We start from the raw sequence: 18,246 nt of genomic DNA on the forward strand, positions 1-18,246 counted from the left end.
CGTGCGGCGTGAGCGGGGGGCGGAGGGGCGGCTCGCCCGAAGGCGCGGCGCCCGAGCGACGAGGCCCACCGGCCGGTGGACGAAGGAGAAAAAGAAACAGGCCCGACGCTGGGGTGCGTCGAGCCTGCTTGGGTGGTGACCCCAACGAGATTTGAACTCGTGTTACCGGCGTGAGAGGCCGATGTCCTAACCACTAGACGATGGGGCCAGCTTGGGAGCTGCGAGCCTTATAGTGGCTTGCAGCATTTTTTCAAGCTGTTCGGGGACTAGGATTCGAACCTAGATAGCCAGAACCAGAAACTGGAGTCCTGCCGTTAGACGATCCCCGAATGTCAACACCCAGGTGCCCTGGGGCGCCCTGCGAGGACGGGACTATAGTCAGAACGACTCGCGGGGCAAGCCTGATTGCCTCCTTTTTCGCGGGGGGGGTCCAACTGGGATCGACGGTCGTGGTCGCCACAGCCTCGGCCAGGGCTCGGTCGCGCTGGCGCTCCCTGCGGTGCCTCCCCCAATTCGGCGCATCGCTGCACGATGCTTGAATTGGGGCCCCCCCGACACCCTGGCCGAGGCTGTGGCGCCCCCGACCTCATGGATCCAGGTGGGGCCTCGCCTTGGCGGGGATGGCGCGTTCGGCTTGCGCCGCTCGCTTGGGGGAGTGCTTGGATGAGCGGGGCATGGGCGTGAGGGGGTGGGAGGGGCCGGTGAGGCTCCACGGGTCCGACGGGACGGTCCGGCTCGAGGGATCCACCCGTCGAGCCTAGATGGGCCCTCGCCGTGCTGAGCCGATCAGCCGTGCGCACCACGCGCCAAGGCGTTCGTGGGCGCGGCGTGCTTGGGCATTCGTCGCAAAGGGGGCCTCGTCGAGCTACTCGCAACCGTCCATGACCCAGCGAATGAAGTCGGCGGCCAGGCCGGGAGGGTTGGCGGACTCGGTGAGCGCGGCGATCTCGTCGTCGTACTCGAGGCGATGCACGATGACCGGCACGGGATGGCCGAACACCTGCTGAAGGGTACCGTCCTCGTGGAGTGCCAGCGCGGCTCTGCAGACGTCGGCAGCGAACGCCTCCGCGATGTCCCCTTCGAGGTCGAGCAGCTGGTCGATGTCGTCTTCCGCGTCCTCGGAAAGGACGAGTCCTCGAGCCTTCAGCCAGTCCTCGACCGCCGCGGCCGCGGGCGTGCCGTGTTCGCCGAACCACGCCAGTTGGTTCTGGAGCCAGAAAGCACAGTTCCATCGAGCTTCGTCGGGGCTCGACGCCTCGTCTACCGTGGCCTCCCAGTTCGCCTCCGTGTTGAAGCCCACCATCAGCGCCGGATGCTGCATGTCCTCGTGCGCGAGGTAGAAGGACAAGGCGTAGACGCCCTCGGTCTCACTCGGCGTGAGACCCCGCAGCGCCACCTCCACCCTCAGCCGAATCGGCTCCGCGAGCGATCCTGCCTCAATCCCTTCCCCACTAGTCGTCATCCAACCACTCCCTCCGGCTCCGCGGGGTCCACAGCACCACACACGGCCTGCTCGGTCGCAGGCCCGGCGTTGTACCGCGTCACGAGGCCGTCCGTCACCCCAGCTGAGCGAGGGGGACGCCGCACTAACCGGGTCCCAGGCTGCGAGCTGATGAGCGTCGGGAACGGTCCGGCTCGACGGATCCGCCAGTCGAGCCCAGCCGAGCGATCGCCGCGCAAGGCCGATCCCAGGCGCGAGCCCCGCGTCCCGAGGCAAACCAAACGTCACCGAGGAGGGTGAGGGGCGGCCGTGGCGGCGGGTGTCGGGGGGGCCCCATTGCAAGCGCCCTGGCGCGCCGCAATGGGGGAGGCACCGCAGGGAGCGCCTGCGCGACCGAGCCCGCAGCCACGGACGCCCCTCGTCCTCCGCGCGCAACCGCATGGACATCTGGAAACGCCGCGCACGAGGGACCGGCCCCCCACCGCGGAATGAATGGGCGTTCACTCCGGATCGCGCTATGGTCCAAGCCAGATGACCCAAGACTTCAGCCGCTTCAACGGGACCGACTCCTACCTCACCAGCGACGCGCTCAAGGCGTCCGTGAACTGTGCGCTGCTGCTCGAGCGCCCGCTGCTGGTGCGCGGCGAGCCGGGCACGGGCAAGACGCTGCTGGCGGAGGCCGCCGCGGAGGCGCTGAACATGGAGCTGGTACGCTGGCACGTGAAGAGCACCACGCGCGCGCAGGACGGCCTCTACGTCTACGACACGGTCCAGCGCCTGTACGACTCGCGCTTCGGCGACAAGGACGTCAACGACATCTCGCACTACATCAAGCTCGGGCCCATGGGGCGCGCGTTCGACTCGCCCAAGCGCGTGGTGCTGCTCATCGACGAGATCGACAAGGCGGACATCGAGTTCCCGAACGACCTCCTGCACGAGCTCGACCGGATGCGCTTCTACATCAACGAGACGGGCCGCGAGGTCGTCGCCACGGAGCGCCCCTTCGTCATCATCACCAGCAACGCGGAGAAGGAGCTGCCCGACGCGTTCCTGCGTCGCTGCGTGTTCCACTTCATCGACTTCCCCGAGAAGTCGCTCATGAAGGACATCGTCCGGGTGCACCACCCGACCATTGAAGAGTCCCTGGTGGACCAGGCCATCGAGACCTTCTTCGAGATCCGCAGCATGAACCGCCTGCGCAAGCGCCCCAGCACCAGCGAGCTGGTGGACTGGATCGCAGTGCTCAAGCGTACGGGCATCAAGGACATCCGCCTGGACCAGAACCTCCCGTTCTTGGGCGCGCTGCTCAAGAAGGAGCAGGACCTGGTGGCCTTCGCCGACCAGCTGGCCGGCGGGCGCCGCTGGAGGAGCTGAGCGCTCGTGTTCGTCGACTTCATCTACGAGCTGCGTGACTTCGGGGTGCCCGTGGGCGCCACCGAGACGGTGCGGCTCGCGGAGGCCATGTCCAAGGGGCTGCACGAGAACTCGCTCGACGGTTTCTACTACATCGCGCGCGCGCTCTTGGTGCACTCCGAGCGCCACCTGGACCTGTTCGACCAGGCGTTCCTGAAACACTTCAAGGGCGTGGAGATCGAGGCCAAGAAGCTCCAGGACGACCTGCTGGACTGGCTGAAGCAGGCCAAGGAGCAGATGGGCGAGCTGACCGACGAGCAGCGCGCGTTCGTCGAGAGCCTGGACCTCGAGCAGCTGCAGAAGCTCTTCGAAGAGCGCATGAAGGAGCAGGACGAGCGCCACGACGGCGGGAACAAGTGGATCGGCACGGCCGGCACGTCCCCCTTCGGGCACTCGGGCAAGTCCCCTCAGGGCATCCGCGTGGGCGGTCCGGGAGGCGGCCGCAGCGCCGTGAAGGTGGCGGACGCGCGCCTGTACAAGGGCTACCGCGAGGACATCACGCTCGACGTGCGCCAGATGCAGCTGGCCCTCCGCAAGCTGCGCACCTACACGCGCATCGGCGCCGAGGAGGAGCTGGACCTCGAGGCCACCATCGAGGAGACGGGCAAGAACGCGGGCGAGCTGGAGATCGTGACCAAGCCGCCGCGCCGCACCAACACACGCATCATCCTGATGATGGACGTGGGCGGCTCGATGGACCCGTACGCGCACCTCTGCTCGCGCCTGTTCTCGGCGGCCAAGAAGTCGTCGCACTTCCGCGAGCTGCGCACGTACTACTTCCACAACTGCGTCTACGGGCAGGTCTACAAGACCGAGCGCTTCGACGAGCCCGTGAAGGTGCGCGACCTGCTGCACGACTGCGGCCGGCACTACAAGCTCATCATGGTGGGCGACGCGCTGATGGCGGCCTACGAGCTGATGGCCAGCGGCGGCTCGCTGGACCTCGGCGACGACCGCGGCATCGAGGGCATCCAGTGGCTCATGATGATGCAGAAGCACTTCGATAAGTCCATCTGGCTCAACCCGGAGCCGCAGAAGTACTGGAAGGGCAACACCATCGAGTACGTGTCGCGCGTGTTCGACATGTACCCGCTCACGCTGGAGGGCCTGGGCGAGGGCGTGAAGTACCTCATGCGGGGCCAGGCGCGCGGCGGGAAGTGATAGCCTGACGACCATGCGCTGTGTGGTCGTGGGTGCTGGGTTCGCCGGGAGCGCCGCGGCGCTGTTCCTGAGTCGCGCAGGGCACGAGGTGACCCTGCTGGAGGCCGTGCCCGACCCGAGCCCCGTGGGCGCCGGCATCATGCTGCAGCCCACGGGCATGCACGTGTTGGCGGAGCTGGGGCTGGCCGAGCCCATCGTGCGCGCGGGTCACCGCGTGGACGCCCTGCGTGGGCTGACGCACACGGGTCGACGGCTGTTCCAGCTACCGTACCAGGCTCGTGGGCCCGAGCTGTTCGGGCTGGGGCTGCACCGCGGCGTGCTGTTTCAGACGCTCTTCGACGCGGCGCGGGCCGAGTGCGCGCATGTTCGCTTGGGGGTCGCCGTGCAGCGTCTCGGACCCACGGGGTGCGTGGTGGCGAGCGACGGAGAACAGCTGGGGCCCTTCGACCTGATCGTCGTGGCCGACGGAGCGCGCTCGCAGATTCGGGCGGCGGACTTCCCCGGCGCGCGGGACGTGCCCTACCCCTGGGGCGCGCTGTGGTTCGTCGCGGAGGACCCCGAGGGGCGCTACCGCGGGGAGCTGCTGCAGTGCGTGAGAGGGGCCCGCGAGATGGTCGGGATGCTGCCGACGGGACTCGCACCCAGTGGGGACACGCCGTTGGTCAGCCTGTTCGTGAGCACGCGGGTACGTGATGCCGAGGTCGTGCGCGCCGAGGGGGTGGCCGCGTTCCGCGAGCGCGTGCTGCGCGTGGCGCCCATGGCCGAGCCCATCTTGGACCAGCTGCCCAGCACGGAGGCGCTGCTGTTCGCGGGCTATCGCGACGTGCGCTTCACGCGCTGGAACGCCGGCAACGTGGTGTTCATCGGCGACGCCGCGCACGCCATGAGCCCCCAGCTGGGTCAGGGCAGCAACCTGGCGCTGGTCGACGCGCTGGTGCTCAGCCGGTGCATCGCCGCGCGGCCGGATGAAGTGGAGCTGGCGCTCGAGGCGTACAGCGCGGAGCGTCGCGCCCACCTCCGCTTCTATCAGCGCATGACGCGCTGGCTCACGCCGTTCTTCCAGTCGGACTCGACGCTGCTCGGGTGGGCCCGCGACCTGGGCTTCCCGCTGGGGGCCGCCCTGCCCCCGCTGCGCGAGCAGATGGTGGCCACGATGTGCGGCGGCAAGCTGGGCATGTTGCGCGGCAGCCTGCCCGCCGGGAGCTACGTGCCGCGCCTGGGTGCGGGGAACGACGACACGCGCGAACGCGACGTCGCGGCGCGTTGATGTCCGGGGCCGCGTAGCGCACCCTCCCCCCATGTACGAAGCGCTGGTCGCGGTGGACGCGCCCCCCAACCTGATCGCCTGGGCCTCGTCGGCGACCAACGACCATGCTGATGGCGCCTCCCTGTTGCAGAGCAACGAGGATCCCACGTGGGCCATCTGGATCTGCGCCGCATCCGGCGTGCCCCTGCGCGCCTTGGTGGAGGCCGTCGCGCTCGAGGCCGAGTCGGCTGTGCGCAGACTGGGCGAGTCCCAGCCGGCGCTCCTGGAAGTGCTGGAGGTGACCCGCGGGACGCTCGCCCGACGCATGGACCCGAGCGTCGCGCTCAGTGCAGCGGACAAGGCCGACGCGCTCGCGGCGAACCCCGTGGGCTCCTACCGCTCCTTGGGTTCGCAGCTGGTGGTCACGCCAGTGGCCTCGGCGTGCGCCTACTTGGCGCGAGCGAGTGAGGCGCTCGCGGTCTCGGAGCTCAGCCTAGCCACGCAGCGTGTGGCGAGCGCCCGCGGGTACGCGGCCTTGCTGGGCATGGGCCCGAGCGCGTTCATGCCGCCCTCCGCAGGGGCCCTCTGCTTGAACCCGGCGACACTGGCCGACGACCCCGTACAGCGCCAGGCCCTGTTCGTCCCCGCAGCCGTCGCCGAGGCCGTGGTGGAGCTGGGGGCCGCGGCCGAGCGTGAGCGGGGAGCGCGTGACCCGAAGCATGACGCCGCCATGAACCAGCGGCTGTCCGACCTGCTATCGCCGCTGATCTTGTCGTAGGCGCCGGCGCCTCAGAGGCTCAGATCTCGGGCACTGGCACCACGCGCGTGTGTCCGCCGGGCACGAAGTAGAAGCGCTGCACGGTGGTCTCCCCGATGCGGAAGTTCACGATGTGCCGCCCCTCGGGGAGCGACACCTGCTGCGGTGGCGGCCCCAGCGTCTGGTCGCCCAGCGACACCACCACGTTGGGGGTACGCCCCGCCAGGATGTGCAGGACGCCATGTCCGTCGGGCACCCGCCCCCCTTCGAGGCGCGCGCCCTCCGTCACGGTGCCGAAGGTCAGCCCGTCCTCGCGCGGCTCGTCGTCGCCAGCAGGTTCGGGTGCGCCCTCACTCGGGTCCTCGGTCGCGTCCGTGTCTGGCGCGTCCTCGTCCGCGCCGGGGTCGTCGCTGGGGCCCTCGTGGTCTTCACCGGCCTCGGGTGCGCTCGTGGGGACGTCGGGCACGGGCGCGTCCGAGGCGTTGCTCTCCGCGACCATCATGTAGCCCACGTACCCCACGGCCATGAGCATGAACAGCATGGCGAACCACGTGAGCGGTCCGAGCCCTTGGCGAACGGGTTCTTCGTCCGTGTCTGCGTCTACCGCGAGCTCGGCAGGCACGTAGGCGGCGGCGGGCGGCGCGCCCAGCGCCAGCTCCAGGGAGCCGTCGTGCAACGGGTCGAAGGCGTCGTCCGCGGTCACGGGTGGCGACATGGGCGCGGCCTGCGTGACGGGCGCGCCGAGGGGCAATGGCTCGGCGCCGTCGTCGTTCGCGGCGTGGAGCGCGTCCGCCACGGAGGCATGCGACACCCGCGCGGCGGGCATCAGCAGCAGCGGCGCCGCGTCATCCGCATCTTCGCGGTCCAGGTCGTCCAGGCGATCCGCGAGTGCATCGTCCAGGGCGAGCGCATCCGCCGGGAGGCCTCCCGCCTCGTCCATCGCCGGGCTGGCCGAGAGCAGCTCCTCCTGCTCGCTCAGTGAGGTCGCGACCAAGTCGACCCCGTGATGGTCGCGCACGCCCAGGATGACGCCGCGCCGTGCGAGCTCGAGCAACGCCGCCTCCACCGTCTGGGGGGCATGAACACTGCCGACCAGCAGTTCGCGTGGCGTCTGACCGCGACCGAGGGCGGCCGCCACGGCCCCCACCTCGCCCGGAGCCGTCGCCTCGAACGAATCGAGCGCGTCCTCGTCGAGGCCCAGCGAGTCCACGCTGGCCAACGCTTCGCCCGAGACGGAATCGATCAGCGCACCCAGCCGCGCACACGCGTCGGCCACGCTCACCCGCGGCGCGCCACCCGCCATGCTGTGGCGCACGTCTCCGTCGAGCTCCTCGATGGCGAAGCGGCCGGTGCTGACACCCACCAGCACCCGCAGGGCGCGGTCTCCACGCGAGAACCCGCCGTCCGTGGCGGTGCACGACACAGACACGATCTCGCGTCCGCGTAGCTCGACCTCGAACAGGTTGAACGCGTCGCGCACGGTCAGCAGCGCGTGCTCGCGTTCGCGCTGGATGGTGGCCAGGAGACACGGGATGCCGAGGCCCTCGACCCGCCCGCGCACGGTGCCGCCCGCACGCAAGCGCGCCTCGAACTGGGCGCGCGGTCGCAGCACGTCGCGCACCTTGGCCAGGATCTGCGTCGACTCGGCTTCTTTGCGAAGGTACCCGCGGGCCCCGGCGCGCAGCTCGCGCATGCGGGACAGGAAGTCCTCGCGCCAGCTCAGCAAGATGACCGGGGTCTCGGACACGCTCGGGTCGCGCGACAGGGCACGGCACAGCGCGAGGCCGTCCATGTTCGGCATCAGGATGTCGCTGACGATGGCGTCGGGCGGCTGAGCGCGGGCAGCCGCGAGCGCCACGGCGCCGTCCTCGGCCTGCACCACGTGGGCGCCCTCGTCCTCGAGCAGCTGCGCGAAGAACCAGCGCACGGCCGGGTCGTCGTCCGCGACGATCACGCGCCGGCCCCGCAGCGAGATCTCGGCCTCGATGGAAGCCTCGCGTGCCTCTTCTTCGGCCGTGGGCTCGAGGTCGTTGAAGGACACGAGCGCCGGACCACGTCGACCGGCCGGGTCTCGGAAGTGCACGCGCCCGGAAGAGCGCTCGGACAAGTGCGCGCGCACGCGAGCAATGGCCGCCCAGGCTGCCGCCAGCACCTCGCTACCGTCGCCGAGGGGCACGGCCACGTCCGGACCTCGGTCCGCGGAGAGCACGAGCCCACGCCGGATCTCCTCGGCGATGCGCTCGGCCACGTCGTTGACGGTCAGGTCGCCGAGGGGCGCCCAGGTGGCGGCCTCGCCCAGGTCGGCCACGCGATGCACCGTCTGCAGGATGGTCTTCACGTGGAGGGGCTTGCGCAGCGAGTCCACCGCGCCGGCCTCGCGCAGGGCGATGGTGTCCACGGGCACGCCAGGCTGGAACAGCACCACCACGGGGACGAAGTCGGTCAGCGCGTCGCGCCGCAGCCGGGCCAAGAGGCCGTTGGTGCCGATGCAGACGGTGGCGTCCGCGAGGATGAGGTCGGGCGCGCTGGCCCACGCGAGCTGCGTGGCTTCTTCGGCGTTGGCGGCGACCAGCACCTCGAACTGCTCGGCCGGGAGCGCCGCGCGGATGAGCGTCTCGCTGTCGGCGTCGGTGCAGATGAGCGCGCTGACGATGGAGCGCTGAGGCGCGCTGTACCCTCCAGCGCTGGTGGTGCTCTCGGGCGGGGGGACGCTGGCGCGCGCGGAGCCCACCGTGGCAGGCGAGGCCGTGGTGAAGGGCGCAGGCGGCTTCATGGGCACGAGCCGGGCTTCGTGCGAGGCCACTGGCGCTGGCTCGGCCTTCGGGCGCGGTGCGGGCTCGGTGCGGACGGCTGGCGCGTGCCGGGGGACAGAAGGCGCGGCCGTGTGGGTCGCGACCGCTGCGCGCGGGCTGGGTGCTGCGGCCGCTGGTCGCGTGGCTGGCGCCGGGGTGACCTGGGGAGCGCGGGGCGCGGCGGGCGGGAGGTGCGTGGCCTGGGACGCAGGGGCTGCGGGCTGAGGCACGCGTGGCGCGCTGAGGGCCGAGGGCGCGTGGGACGCAGGGCGCGTGGCGCTGCGCGTGGGGGCAGACGAGGGAATGGATGGCAGCGGCGCGGGGCTGGGCCTCCCGGACAACGACGACCCGGGCGGTGCGCCGGGCGGCGGCGGCCGGTTGGAGCCCGATCCGGGCGGCGCTGGAGCCTTCAGCCCGGGTGGCTGAAAGCCCATCATCGTGGGCTTGTGCGCGCGCGCTGGCCGTGCGGCGGGACGCGCGGACGGAGCGCTCGCCGGGGCGGGCGGCGCTGCGGGCGGGGGCGTGGAGCCGACGTGTACCATGGGCATGGGCGCCGCAGAGGGGCGTGCTGCGCCGGGCGCAGGCACGATCGACGGACGGAGGCCGGCGTTCGCGCCCTCCACCAACGAAGGCAGGGTGGCGACGAGGTGCGTCAGCTCGTCCAGCTCGCCTTGAGACACCGGGCGCGCTTCGTCGCGCGCGCGCTCGAGCATGCCCGCGCCATCGGACAGCGCCGACGCGAGGCCGTGCATGCGGAACACCTGCGCCGACGCATAGAGCGCCTGCAGGCGGGCGCGGAAGTCGTCGCGTGGGCGGGCGGCCTCGGGGCTGCCCACCAGCAAGGCCAACGCCCCGCGCAGCTCCCCCGACTTGGCCGGGAGGCTGTCTACGAAGCGCTGGCGCGCGAGCCCGAGCGCCGTGTCATGGGGTTGCTGAGGCACGTCCGCCCGAGTGTACGCATCCGGCCGGACGTGGCCAGTTTCCCCACATGACGGCACGCCGAACGGCCCCGTGAACAGAACGCACGACCCCCGCGCGCCACCCCTTGACACCCCCCGAAGCGCGGCCTAGTTTTCGGCTCCTTCGCGGGTGTAACTCAGTCGGTAGAGTGCCAGCTTCCCAAGCTGGATGTCGCGGGTTCGAATCCCGTCGCCCGCTCAAAACAGTGCGTTTCAAGGCTCGGCCGGTTAGGGATCCCCCTACCCGGCCGTTCTCTTCCGTCCATGTTCGACCGAGCGCTCAAGCGACGCCGCGGTGGGAACCCGCGCGTTGGTTTGCTAGGCTGCCGCGCGATGAGGACGGCGGAGACCACCCAACGGCCACGCCACGTCGGCAACGTCTGGAGGTCCGGAAGCCTCGTCAGGGTGCGCTTGCTGATAAACAGCGTGAGATGGAGTCGAGCATGCTGGATCCCGCTGTTGATACTGGCCACGTGGGTGGGCGTCCCGGCGCCTGCGCTCGCGCACCGCGTGCTTCTCTCGACGGGCGACGACGTGTCGTCATGTGCATCGCGCGAGGAGCTCTCGGCGCGCGTGCACGCCGCGCTGCGTTTCCCGGAGCATCCGGAGCACGAGCTCCGCATCGACATCCGGCACGTGCGCGAGACCTACGAGCTGACCCTGGTCGTGTTCGATGAGGTCGGCACCCAGCTCACGCGGCGCGACCTGGTGAGCCGCGCTGCGGGCTGCCGCGAGCTGGACGACACACTGGTGCTGGTGTCGGCCCTGATGCTGGACGCCGCCGTCGCCGAACGACGCGCGACCGCAGCCGAGCACCGGTCGGTGCGGTGGAGCGCGGGGCTCGTCTCCGGGACGCGCTTTCTCGCGTTGCCCCGCGCGTACATCGACGGCGGCCTCGCGCTCTCGATGCGGAGACCACATGTCTTTACGGTCGTTCGCCTCGTGGTCGGGAGCGCGGTCCGGACCGCAGCGGCCGAGGGCCAGCTTCAGCTACGCGCGCTCACTGCAGAGGCGACGCTGTGTGGCCTCGCGCTAGAACGACGACGGTTCGCTCTCGGCGTCTGTGGGAGCCTCACGGCGGGGCAGCTGCGCGGTCGCACGCGTGGCTTGCTGGTCGAGAACGCGACCATCCGCACCCCCCACACGAGGACGGGGGTCGGGCTCACAACCGTGTTCGAGCCTGCCTCGTGGTTCGCGCTCTCGGCCTCGGTGGTCGTGGACGCCGCGCTGACGCGGACGTCGTTCGCGGTGAGCCAGCTGGACGGCCCCGAGGTCATCTACCGCGTCCCCCGCGTCGGTGCGCGCCTGGAGTTCGCGGCGCTGATTCGCATCGATAGAGGCCCGTGAGGGGAAGACGAAGAAAAAGTGATGGTGACCAGGGAGACGGAACAGCCCACCTCGAAGGAAGGAAAAGGAACCGTCATGCCCTACTCACAACGTGCTGCCCTCTTCACGCTACTCTCGCTCGGTCTCGCCGCTGGCTGCGCGGACGACTCACTCGTCGGCCGCTCTGGCCGCATCCCCATTGACAGTCGGCAGTCCACCCTGGGGACGTTTCATGCGGACGCCAGCGCGACCGCGGGCGACGTCAACGGGGACGGCTTCGTGGACCTGGTCGTGTGGACGAACGCGTCCCAGCCGCGCGATACCAGCGGCATCCCAACCGGCCCCGTCATGGAGCTCTTCGTGTTCCTCGGCAGCGACAATGGCTTCGACGGAACCCTAGCCCCAGAAGACGCTGACACCACGCTGACGCTCCGCGAGCACGAGTTCGTCGCGCACGCACGGACGCAGGACCTCGACGGGGACGGCGCGGCCGAGATCGTCGTCCACGCGCTGGTGGAGTCCTCCGACGCCTTCCCGAGCAGCTCCGAGATCACGCCAGCGGTCCTCGCGGCCCCGCCTGTCGGTTCGGTGTATGTCGTGGACGGCGCTGGGCTCCCTGCGGGCGTCCACCCCATCGAGAGCGTCGGCGCGCGCACGCCCGCATATCGGGCGGGCATGGACTATGCCGTGCGCGCCCCCCTCCCCGTCCGCGACCTCGACGGGACCGCGGGCGCCGAGTTCGTGACCGAACCCTACCGCACGATCCCCATCGGGGTATCGAACCTCACGGTCCGTGACCTGGCGACGGGGGCCGCGCGGGTCGAGCTGGTCGCACCCGAGAACACGTTCATGGACGTTCGCGGCGTGCTCGACTACGACGGTGACGGCATCGACGACCTCGCCGTCCTCTACGTCCGGACCGAGGGCGGAAACCCGACGCTCTACGGGTCCTGGACCGCCGTGGGTCTCGGGGTGTTCTTTGGACCCCTCGACGCGAACCGCACGCTGGGAGACGTCGACGCACCGATGTTCGACTTCCCCGGCATCTCCTTGGCGCCCGCCGCCGTCAGCTCCTTCGTCCTGGATGGCGCGGTGTCCACGGTCGTCGGTGACTTCGGCAGCGACGACCGAGATGATCTCCTGTTCACCGCTGTCGACGGGACGAGCCTCTTCCTCCCCGGTGGACCGAGGGTCGCACCGCGCAGGGTCCTGCCGCTCGCGGTCGACCGCACCACGGAAGATGAGCGCCCTCTATGGGCGACCGCCGTGCGCGGAGGTGGCCCGTCGGGCGAAGATGCCGTGTTCCTCGTCGCGCAAGACACCCTCTCGCTGCGCGTACCGGGCGTGACGGGGCTCGTGACCGGAGTCGAACGCGAGGACGGGGTACTGATCCGCCGCGAGACCATCGAGCGCGCAGGTGATGCGGGAGCCCCCGTGTTCACGACGCTGGGGGGCGCCGTGGCGGACTTCGACGGGGACGGCAAGCTCGACCTGGCGCTCGGCGCGAGGGCCGACGCGACCGACAGGAGCCTCGTGCACATCCTCTACGGCTTCGGAGGGTAGCGCGTGTTGCTCGAGTCCAGCGCTGGTCACCTCGAAGCCCGCGACGCCTCCCCCGTCCAGCCCGAGCGCACCGAAGACCACTCGCCCATCGACGACACGTTCGTGCGCGCGCATGCGCCCTTCGTGCGTCGGTGCCTGGTGCGCTTCGGGGTCTACGGTGCGGATGCGGACGACGCGGTCCAAGACGTGTTCGTCATCGCGATGCGCAGGTCCGGAGCGCTGGACACGAGCACCTCCCCACGCCCTTGGCTCTACACCGTCGCGCGCAACGTCGCGCATAACGCGCGCAGGCAACGACGACGGGGCGAGCTGGCCATGGACGTTCCACCCGAGGTGAGCATCCCGGCGGAGCAAGAGCGCGTGGTCCACGAACGAGAGGCCCGCTCGCTCGTGCACCGGGCCCTCGACGCGCTCCCCTCCGCCCAGCGCGACGTCGTCATCCTGCACCGCCTGGAGGGTTGGCCGATGGAGCGCGTAGCCGAGACGGTCGGGTGTCCTGTCGCCACCGCGCACTCTCGTCTCAGACTGGGTACCCACCGACTTCGTCAAACAATCCGCCGTCAGGCCTTCCGCGCTCGCTGCGCTGCAGTCCTCGCCGCGTTGCTCGGAGCGCTCGCCTCGCCCCCGACCGCGGCCGCTGCGGCGATCTCCGTGACATGCATCGTCGTTGGAGTGGTCGTGGCGGTCCAGACAAATGCGTCGCCCAGCGCCGTCGCGTCGCCACCGGCACACCACGCGGAAGTGAACACGGGCGTTCCCACGCGTCCAAGCGTGCCGGCCCAAGACACGCCCGAAGACGCCCCTCCCGTGAGCTCGCGAGAAGCGCCCACCATCGTCCCGCCGAGACCCCGCTCCCATCGCTCGCGGGGGCTCGGCGGCGTCGAGCCCAGCACAGAGGCCTCGCAGCCGGCACTCCCAGAAGACGACACGGACGCGCTCATCGCGGAGACGCGGGCGCTCGCGCGAGCGAGGGCGCTCACTGAGACGGCTCCCGACGCCGCGCAGCGCGCGCTCCAGGCCTACGACGCGCAGTTCCCCGACGGGCAGCTCCGAAGGGAACGCGACGCCATCCAGCGTGCGCTCGACGCGCGGAGCCCGCATCCACCGTGAGCCAGTCGTTGGGCCCGGAGGACTAGAGTGGGGTGCGCAGGCCGGAGTGCTAGCCTCCGCGACCTCATGCGCTGGCCATTCTCCAAGAAGCATCCCCCACTCAGCATCCCACCGCGAGACGCCCAACGCTGGACCGTCGCGGAGGGCGACGTTGGCGGTGGACCTCTCATCGTCCCCAGCAACGACGCGGCGCGCGAGCTCGCAGGACACCCAGACCTGCCCATCAAGCTCGGCTTGGCAGTGCCGCTCAACCGCCCCGCTCCCGGGGGCCTGCCGGACGCGGATGAGAACGCCGAGCTCGGGCGGGTCGAGGACCTCATCGTGGAGCGCGTGCTCGCGGCAGGCGTCGCGGTGCACGCGATGAGCCTCACCACGGGCGTGATGAAGGAGTTCGTGTTCTACGTCGCGCCCGGCATGGACATCGCCACGGTGCACACGCGTCTGCGCGACGAGGTGTCGAGCCACGACGTGCAGTGCATGGCGGTCAAGGACCCGAAGTGGGCCTCGTATCGTGAATTCGTTCCTTCGCCGTGACCACCGAAGACGGCGGCGTCCAGCCAACGTGCTCCGAAAGCGAAGGCCGTAGGCGGTTCGCTATCCTCGGGGCCCTTTCAACGAGGTCCCCGTGAAGAAGTTCGTAGTGCCCGTGGTCTGTGCGCTCGTAGGTTGCGCCGCCGGCGTTGCCATGCCCGCCATCACCGCTCAGTCGTTCTCAACGCCCGCCAACGTCGTGCCGCTGCAGGCGTTCTGTGAGCGCGTCAACAACCGAACCCTCAGCGAAGCCGTCCTACGCAACGGCGCACAAGGGTTCCACATCACCGTCGTCACGGGCGGTGGGACCGCGTGCTTCGAGCGGCCCGCCCAGTAGCGCGTCGCCCCAACGCCACGCCACCGCTGCGACGCGTCGCTGCAGCTCGTTGACGCGGCGTCCCGCGCGATGGGAGAACGAAGCCTTCACCGAGAGACCCCGAGATGAAGGCACCTACGCTTCCGAGAACGTGGATGGTCACTGCGCTCCTGCTCGCGCTCCCCTCGTGTGCCGAGCACCATCGTCTGGCGGATGGGGGCGTGGAGGACGTCGGCCTGGCGGACGGCGGGAGCACAGACACCGGGAGCGCAGACACCGGGGCCCTCGACACGGCGGTGGAGCCGATGGACATCGGGCCTCGACCCGATGCGGGGGACCTCGACTGCGGCATCCACGCGGCGGAGGTGCACTACATCGGCGCCAACCTCGACCCGGTCCCCATCGTGGACCTCGTCGTGGGCGAAGGTGTGTATTGCTGGCGCGTTGGCGTCCTCGCTTCCCAGGCGGAGGCTGCCGAGATGAGCGAGCTTCCGTGGGTGCAGTGCGAGGTCTCCAACGTCGGGGCGGCCGACTACCTGTGTCGAGAGACGGCGACCCTTTCGGCCTCCGGGAATCCGCTTCTGATCACGCAGGACATCGTGGATGGCCTGTGCTGGTTGACCGCAGTGGCTCCGCACTCTGCGACCCCGGCGTGCATCCGGCCGACGTTCTGAAAGAAGGCTCAGAACACCTGCGGACGACACGTGTCCGGGCACCCCAGGGAAACGACCCGCAGCTGCGCCCAGGAGGCACCACCGACCGCCGCGACGAGCGAGACGACGGTCGCGGCCAATGCATAGCCGAGCAAGCCGCAGGTGTGGAACCCCGAGGCCGCAGTGCCGGTGTGTACGCCCGGGAGCGTAGCTGCGATGGCGATGAACACGGGGCCAAACGCCAACACCGATAGCGTGAAGACGATGAGCGCGACCGACACCGCGAAGAGCTCGTGGATCGGGGTGGGCTGGAGCCACTGATGCTCGGGGTCTGGCGCGAACGGGTCCGTCATGACCCGCTCAGCGTGGCGTATGGCGATGCCGCAGGCCAGTCGCTCACGTGCAACCCGTCGCGGCGGAACCCTTCCCGCGTCGCTGCCTCGACGCCCAACCCATCGACTCGCTGAGGAAGCTGCAGACGAACTCCGCATCCGTCTCCGACCCGACGAAGACGCCCCTCTCCACCTCGTCGTCACGGAGCTGCACGTCCACGTGCGGAACCGCTGGACCGAACCACCAAACCCATATGCTGTAGGGAGACATCCAAAGTCGCTTGATCACGCGCGTAGCGACGTAGGGATGGCGCACATCGTCGATGCATATGCGCCGCTTCCCGAACTGAACCTCCCCCCACCTGGCGGACACCTGAGATAGCGCGAGAATGCGCAGGAGTGTCCGATGAAGCAGAAGAAACAACCCTCCCTGGCGCGGCGTGCTCGTCGTTCGTTCACGCCTGAATTCAAGTCCGATGCGGTGCGGCTGGTGAAGAGCGGGAAGTCCATCCCGACGGTCGCGCGGGAGCTCGAGCTCACCGAGACGGCGCTCCGTGAGTGGGTGCGACGTAGCGATGCGGACGCCGGGGCTCGTCAAGACGTGCTGACCACGGACGAGCGGCAGGAGCTGGCCCGCCTCCGCCGTGAGAACCGTCAGCTGCGCCAGGAACGCGAAATCCTAAAAGCGGCGGCCACCTTCTTCGCCAAGGAGAGCGCGTGAGGTATGCGTTCATCGCCGAGAAGAAGGTGGCCTTCCCCACCGCCGCGCTGTGTCGCGTACTGGGAGTCTCGCGCAGTGGCTTCTACGGCTACCTGGCCGAGCCCGAGACCGAACGAGAGCAGCGCGACGCCGTGCTCGTGGCGAAGACGCGTGCCGTGTTCGACGAGCACAAGGGTCGATACGGCAGCCCTCGTGTTCACCGTGAGCTCCGTGAGCGCGGCGACATCGTGAGTGAGAAGAAGGTCGCCCAGGTCATGCGCGACCACGGCCTCGTGGCGCGGCGAAAGCGAAGGTTCCGAGCCACGACCGACTCGAAGCACGACGACCCCATCGCGCCGAATCTCCTCGAGCGCGATTTCACGGCGACCGGCCCCAACGAGGCTTGGGTGACCGACGTGACGGCCGTGTGGACCCACGCCGGTTGGATCTTCCTGGCGGCCATCCTCGATCTGTTCTCGCGGCGCGTCGTGGGGTGGGCGACGAGCGCGAGCAACGACCGCTTCCTCGCCATCGACGCCCTGCGAGCCGCCCTCGTCGCGCGCCGCCCTCCTGCCGGGCTGCTGCATCACTCCGACCGTGGCAGTCCCTACGCCAGCGGCGACTACCGCCGTGAACTTGAACGGGCGGGCATCATCGCCAGCATGAGCCGGAAGGGCGACTGCTGGGACAACGCGGTCGCCGAGAGCTTCTTCGCGACGTTCAAGGTGGAGGCCTTGGGCGACCACGTGCCCCGAGACCACGACGCCGCCATCGCCATCGTCCGCGACTACATCGACGGCTACTACAACCCCAAGCGGAGGCACTCGTTCATCGACTACGAGTGCCCCATCCAGTTCGAACTCAAGTGCCAACTCGCCGCGATGGCGGCATAGTCAACCTGTCCGCTCGACGGGGGGAAGTTCAAACCAGCCACCAACCTCGATGTGGGTCAGCGTGACGTAGATGCGCATGGGCACGAACGTGCGGTGGATGTACACCGGGATCGTCGCCAGGGAGGCGACCAAGACCCACAGGAGCGACTGACGAAACCGCCACGTGCCCCCCCTCCGCGTTCCCGACGAGTTGCCATCACGACGCGTAGGCGAGGACCCCGCCCAACACCACCCACTCCAGAAGCACCGTCGCGAGATGCGCCCTTTGTTCGAGCACGAAGCCCCGATTGCTGTCGAGCGCACGAACCGCCATGCCCTTGGGAGGGTCTAGCCTGAGAGGGCCGGCGTCGTCGGTAGCGGGGAGCATCGTCACACCGAAGTGGGCACTACGCGTCCATCCGTTGCTCGGCGACGATCAGCGCGCGCCTCACCCACCACTGCGCATACGTAAAGAACCCATACCCTCGAGCGGGCGAGTAGGCGTCAGCCGCGCTGCGCAGGCCGACAACGCCGCCGTTGAACAGGCGGTGGAGCCCCGTCGACCCACGCTGATGTCGGTCCAGCGCCAAGTGCAGCGTTGGTGCCAAACACGCATCCACGAGGACGCGCGCGGCCGCGTCGTAGGTCGCATTGGCCGAACGCAGCGCTTCGGCGTTGCGCGCGGCGCGCCTTGCGTCGGTAAACGCGTCATGTGAACCAGCGAGATCGAACGCCGCCTGGATGGACACGCGGCCCTCTTCGGGCGTGGCGCGGCGCACGTCCATCAGGTGGCTCTCGATGCGCTCGAACAACGGTTGATCGAGCACGTCCTCAGGCTGCGCGAGGAGTTGGTTGCGTCGTTCGACGACCGTCCCAAGGAGGCGATCGGCGGCCGTGTCGTCGACGACCAACAGCCGTTCTAGGCACCGACCGCGTGCGTCTCCCAGCTCGGCGACGATCGCGCGAAGCTCCGGCAAGTGGGTCAGCGACGGGTCGCGGCCTTGCATCAACGGCGGAGCTACCGCGGCGAACCCGTCGAAGTCTCGTTCGGATTCGGGGGCCGCTAGGAACGCA

Annotated in this window: 15 protein-coding genes and 3 tRNA genes; 12 read left to right on the forward strand and 6 right to left on the reverse strand. The window is 69.7% G+C overall.

The window, feature by feature from the left end; all coding sequences use genetic code 11:
• Positions 1-133: 133 nt before the first annotated feature.
• The 3 genes from H6726_16350 to H6726_16360 all read right to left on the reverse strand — a co-directional run bounded on the left by H6726_16350 (position 134) and on the right by H6726_16360 (position 1,462).
• Positions 134-208: transfer RNA gene (locus tag H6726_16350), tRNA-Glu, on the reverse strand.
• A 50-nt stretch (positions 209-258) separates the two neighbouring features.
• Positions 259-329: transfer RNA gene (locus H6726_16355), tRNA-Gln, on the reverse strand.
• Positions 330-865: 536 nt separating this feature from the next.
• On the reverse strand, positions 866-1,462 hold the full coding sequence (locus H6726_16360) for a hypothetical protein (GenBank protein MCB9659219.1): 597 nt from the start codon (positions 1,460-1,462) through the stop codon (positions 866-868).
• A 510-nt stretch (positions 1,463-1,972) separates the two neighbouring features.
• Between H6726_16360 and H6726_16365 the strand changes: the two genes are divergently transcribed.
• Genes H6726_16365 through H6726_16380 form a run of 4 tightly spaced genes read left to right on the forward strand, consistent with a single transcriptional unit; the run spans position 1,973 to position 6,039 of the window.
• Positions 1,973-2,815 carry a MoxR family ATPase gene (locus H6726_16365; protein MCB9659220.1) on the forward strand — a complete coding sequence of 281 codons (843 nt, stop codon included), beginning with the start codon at positions 1,973-1,975 and terminating at the stop codon, positions 2,813-2,815.
• A gap of 6 nt (positions 2,816-2,821) precedes the next feature.
• Entirely contained in the window at positions 2,822-4,015 is a 1,194-nt protein-coding gene (locus H6726_16370) for a VWA domain-containing protein (GenBank protein MCB9659221.1), read from the forward strand.
• A 13-nt stretch (positions 4,016-4,028) separates the two neighbouring features.
• A complete protein-coding gene (locus tag H6726_16375) occupies positions 4,029-5,282 on the forward strand; it encodes an FAD-dependent monooxygenase (protein MCB9659222.1) in 1,254 nt (417 codons plus the stop codon).
• Between the two features lie 31 nt (positions 5,283-5,313).
• Positions 5,314-6,039: a hypothetical protein gene (locus H6726_16380; protein ID MCB9659223.1), complete on the forward strand. Its 726-nt coding sequence runs from the start codon at positions 5,314-5,316 to the stop codon at positions 6,037-6,039.
• Positions 6,040-6,058: 19 nt separating this feature from the next.
• On the opposite strand, the gene H6726_16385 is transcribed toward H6726_16380, so the two are convergent.
• On the reverse strand, positions 6,059-9,751 hold the full coding sequence (locus H6726_16385) for a response regulator (protein ID MCB9659224.1): 3,693 nt from the start codon (positions 9,749-9,751) through the stop codon (positions 6,059-6,061).
• 144 nt (positions 9,752-9,895) lie between these two features.
• On the opposite strand from H6726_16385, the gene H6726_16390 reads away from it, so the two are divergent.
• The 7 genes from H6726_16390 to H6726_16420 all read left to right on the forward strand — a co-directional run bounded on the left by H6726_16390 (position 9,896) and on the right by H6726_16420 (position 15,289).
• Positions 9,896-9,968, forward strand: a tRNA-Gly gene (locus H6726_16390).
• Positions 9,969-10,228: 260 nt separating this feature from the next.
• Positions 10,229-11,116 carry a hypothetical protein gene (locus H6726_16395; GenBank protein ID MCB9659225.1) on the forward strand — a complete coding sequence of 296 codons (888 nt, stop codon included), beginning with the start codon at positions 10,229-10,231 and terminating at the stop codon, positions 11,114-11,116.
• 75 nt (positions 11,117-11,191) lie between these two features.
• Positions 11,192-12,658, forward strand: a complete 1,467-nt coding sequence (locus H6726_16400) for a hypothetical protein (GenBank protein ID MCB9659226.1) — start codon at positions 11,192-11,194, stop codon at positions 12,656-12,658.
• 3 nt (positions 12,659-12,661) lie between these two features.
• On the forward strand, positions 12,662-13,768 hold the full coding sequence (locus H6726_16405) for a sigma-70 family RNA polymerase sigma factor (GenBank protein MCB9659227.1): 1,107 nt from the start codon (positions 12,662-12,664) through the stop codon (positions 13,766-13,768).
• Positions 13,769-13,834: 66 nt separating this feature from the next.
• On the forward strand, positions 13,835-14,302 hold the full coding sequence (locus H6726_16410) for a DUF695 domain-containing protein (GenBank protein ID MCB9659228.1): 468 nt from the start codon (positions 13,835-13,837) through the stop codon (positions 14,300-14,302).
• A gap of 91 nt (positions 14,303-14,393) precedes the next feature.
• Entirely contained in the window at positions 14,394-14,636 is a 243-nt protein-coding gene (locus H6726_16415; GenBank protein MCB9659229.1) for a hypothetical protein, read from the forward strand.
• Positions 14,637-14,770: 134 nt separating this feature from the next.
• Positions 14,771-15,289, forward strand: a complete 519-nt coding sequence (locus tag H6726_16420) for a hypothetical protein (protein ID MCB9659230.1) — start codon at positions 14,771-14,773, stop codon at positions 15,287-15,289.
• A gap of 8 nt (positions 15,290-15,297) precedes the next feature.
• On the opposite strand, the gene H6726_16425 is transcribed toward H6726_16420, so the two are convergent.
• The gene (locus tag H6726_16425) at positions 15,298-15,621 is read right to left on the reverse strand and encodes a hypothetical protein (protein ID MCB9659231.1); all 324 of its coding nucleotides are present in this window, start codon (positions 15,619-15,621) and stop codon (positions 15,298-15,300) included.
• A 409-nt stretch (positions 15,622-16,030) separates the two neighbouring features.
• Between H6726_16425 and H6726_16430 the strand changes: the two genes are divergently transcribed.
• Positions 16,031-17,193, forward strand: a protein-coding gene (locus tag H6726_16430) for an IS3 family transposase (protein ID MCB9659232.1) whose coding sequence is annotated in 2 segments (ribosomal slippage) — positions 16,031-16,286 and positions 16,286-17,193 — 1,164 coding nt in all. Because the reading frame shifts where the segments join, the coding sequence is not laid out codon by codon here.
• Positions 17,194-17,579: 386 nt separating this feature from the next.
• Here H6726_16430 and H6726_16435 read toward each other — a convergent pair.
• Entirely contained in the window at positions 17,580-18,179 is a 600-nt protein-coding gene (locus H6726_16435; protein MCB9659233.1) for a hypothetical protein, read from the reverse strand.
• Positions 18,180-18,246: the final 67 nt, after the last annotated feature.

The sequence above is a fragment of the Sandaracinaceae bacterium genome (genome assembly GCA_020633055.1).
Taxonomy (GTDB): domain Bacteria; phylum Myxococcota_A; class Polyangia; order Polyangiales; family Houyiibacteriaceae; genus JADJJE01.

Excerpts from the sequence above, each read along its gene's own strand:
- H6726_16360 (MCB9659219.1), bottom strand. The coding sequence starts at position 1,462 with ATGACGACTAGTGGGGAAGGGATTGAGGCAGGATCGCTCGCGGAGCCG.
- H6726_16365 (MCB9659220.1), top strand. The coding sequence starts at position 1,973 with ATGACCCAAGACTTCAGCCGCTTCAACGGGACCGACTCCTACCTCACC.
- H6726_16375 (MCB9659222.1), top strand. The coding sequence starts at position 4,029 with ATGCGCTGTGTGGTCGTGGGTGCTGGGTTCGCCGGGAGCGCCGCGGCG.
- H6726_16380 (MCB9659223.1), top strand. The coding sequence starts at position 5,314 with ATGTACGAAGCGCTGGTCGCGGTGGACGCGCCCCCCAACCTGATCGCC.
- H6726_16400 (MCB9659226.1), top strand. The coding sequence starts at position 11,192 with ATGCCCTACTCACAACGTGCTGCCCTCTTCACGCTACTCTCGCTCGGT.
- H6726_16410 (MCB9659228.1), top strand. The coding sequence starts at position 13,835 with ATGCGCTGGCCATTCTCCAAGAAGCATCCCCCACTCAGCATCCCACCG.
- H6726_16420 (MCB9659230.1), top strand. The coding sequence starts at position 14,771 with ATGGTCACTGCGCTCCTGCTCGCGCTCCCCTCGTGTGCCGAGCACCAT.
- H6726_16425 (MCB9659231.1), bottom strand. The coding sequence starts at position 15,621 with ATGACGGACCCGTTCGCGCCAGACCCCGAGCATCAGTGGCTCCAGCCC.
- H6726_16435 (MCB9659233.1), bottom strand. The coding sequence starts at position 18,179 with ATGCAAGGCCGCGACCCGTCGCTGACCCACTTGCCGGAGCTTCGCGCG.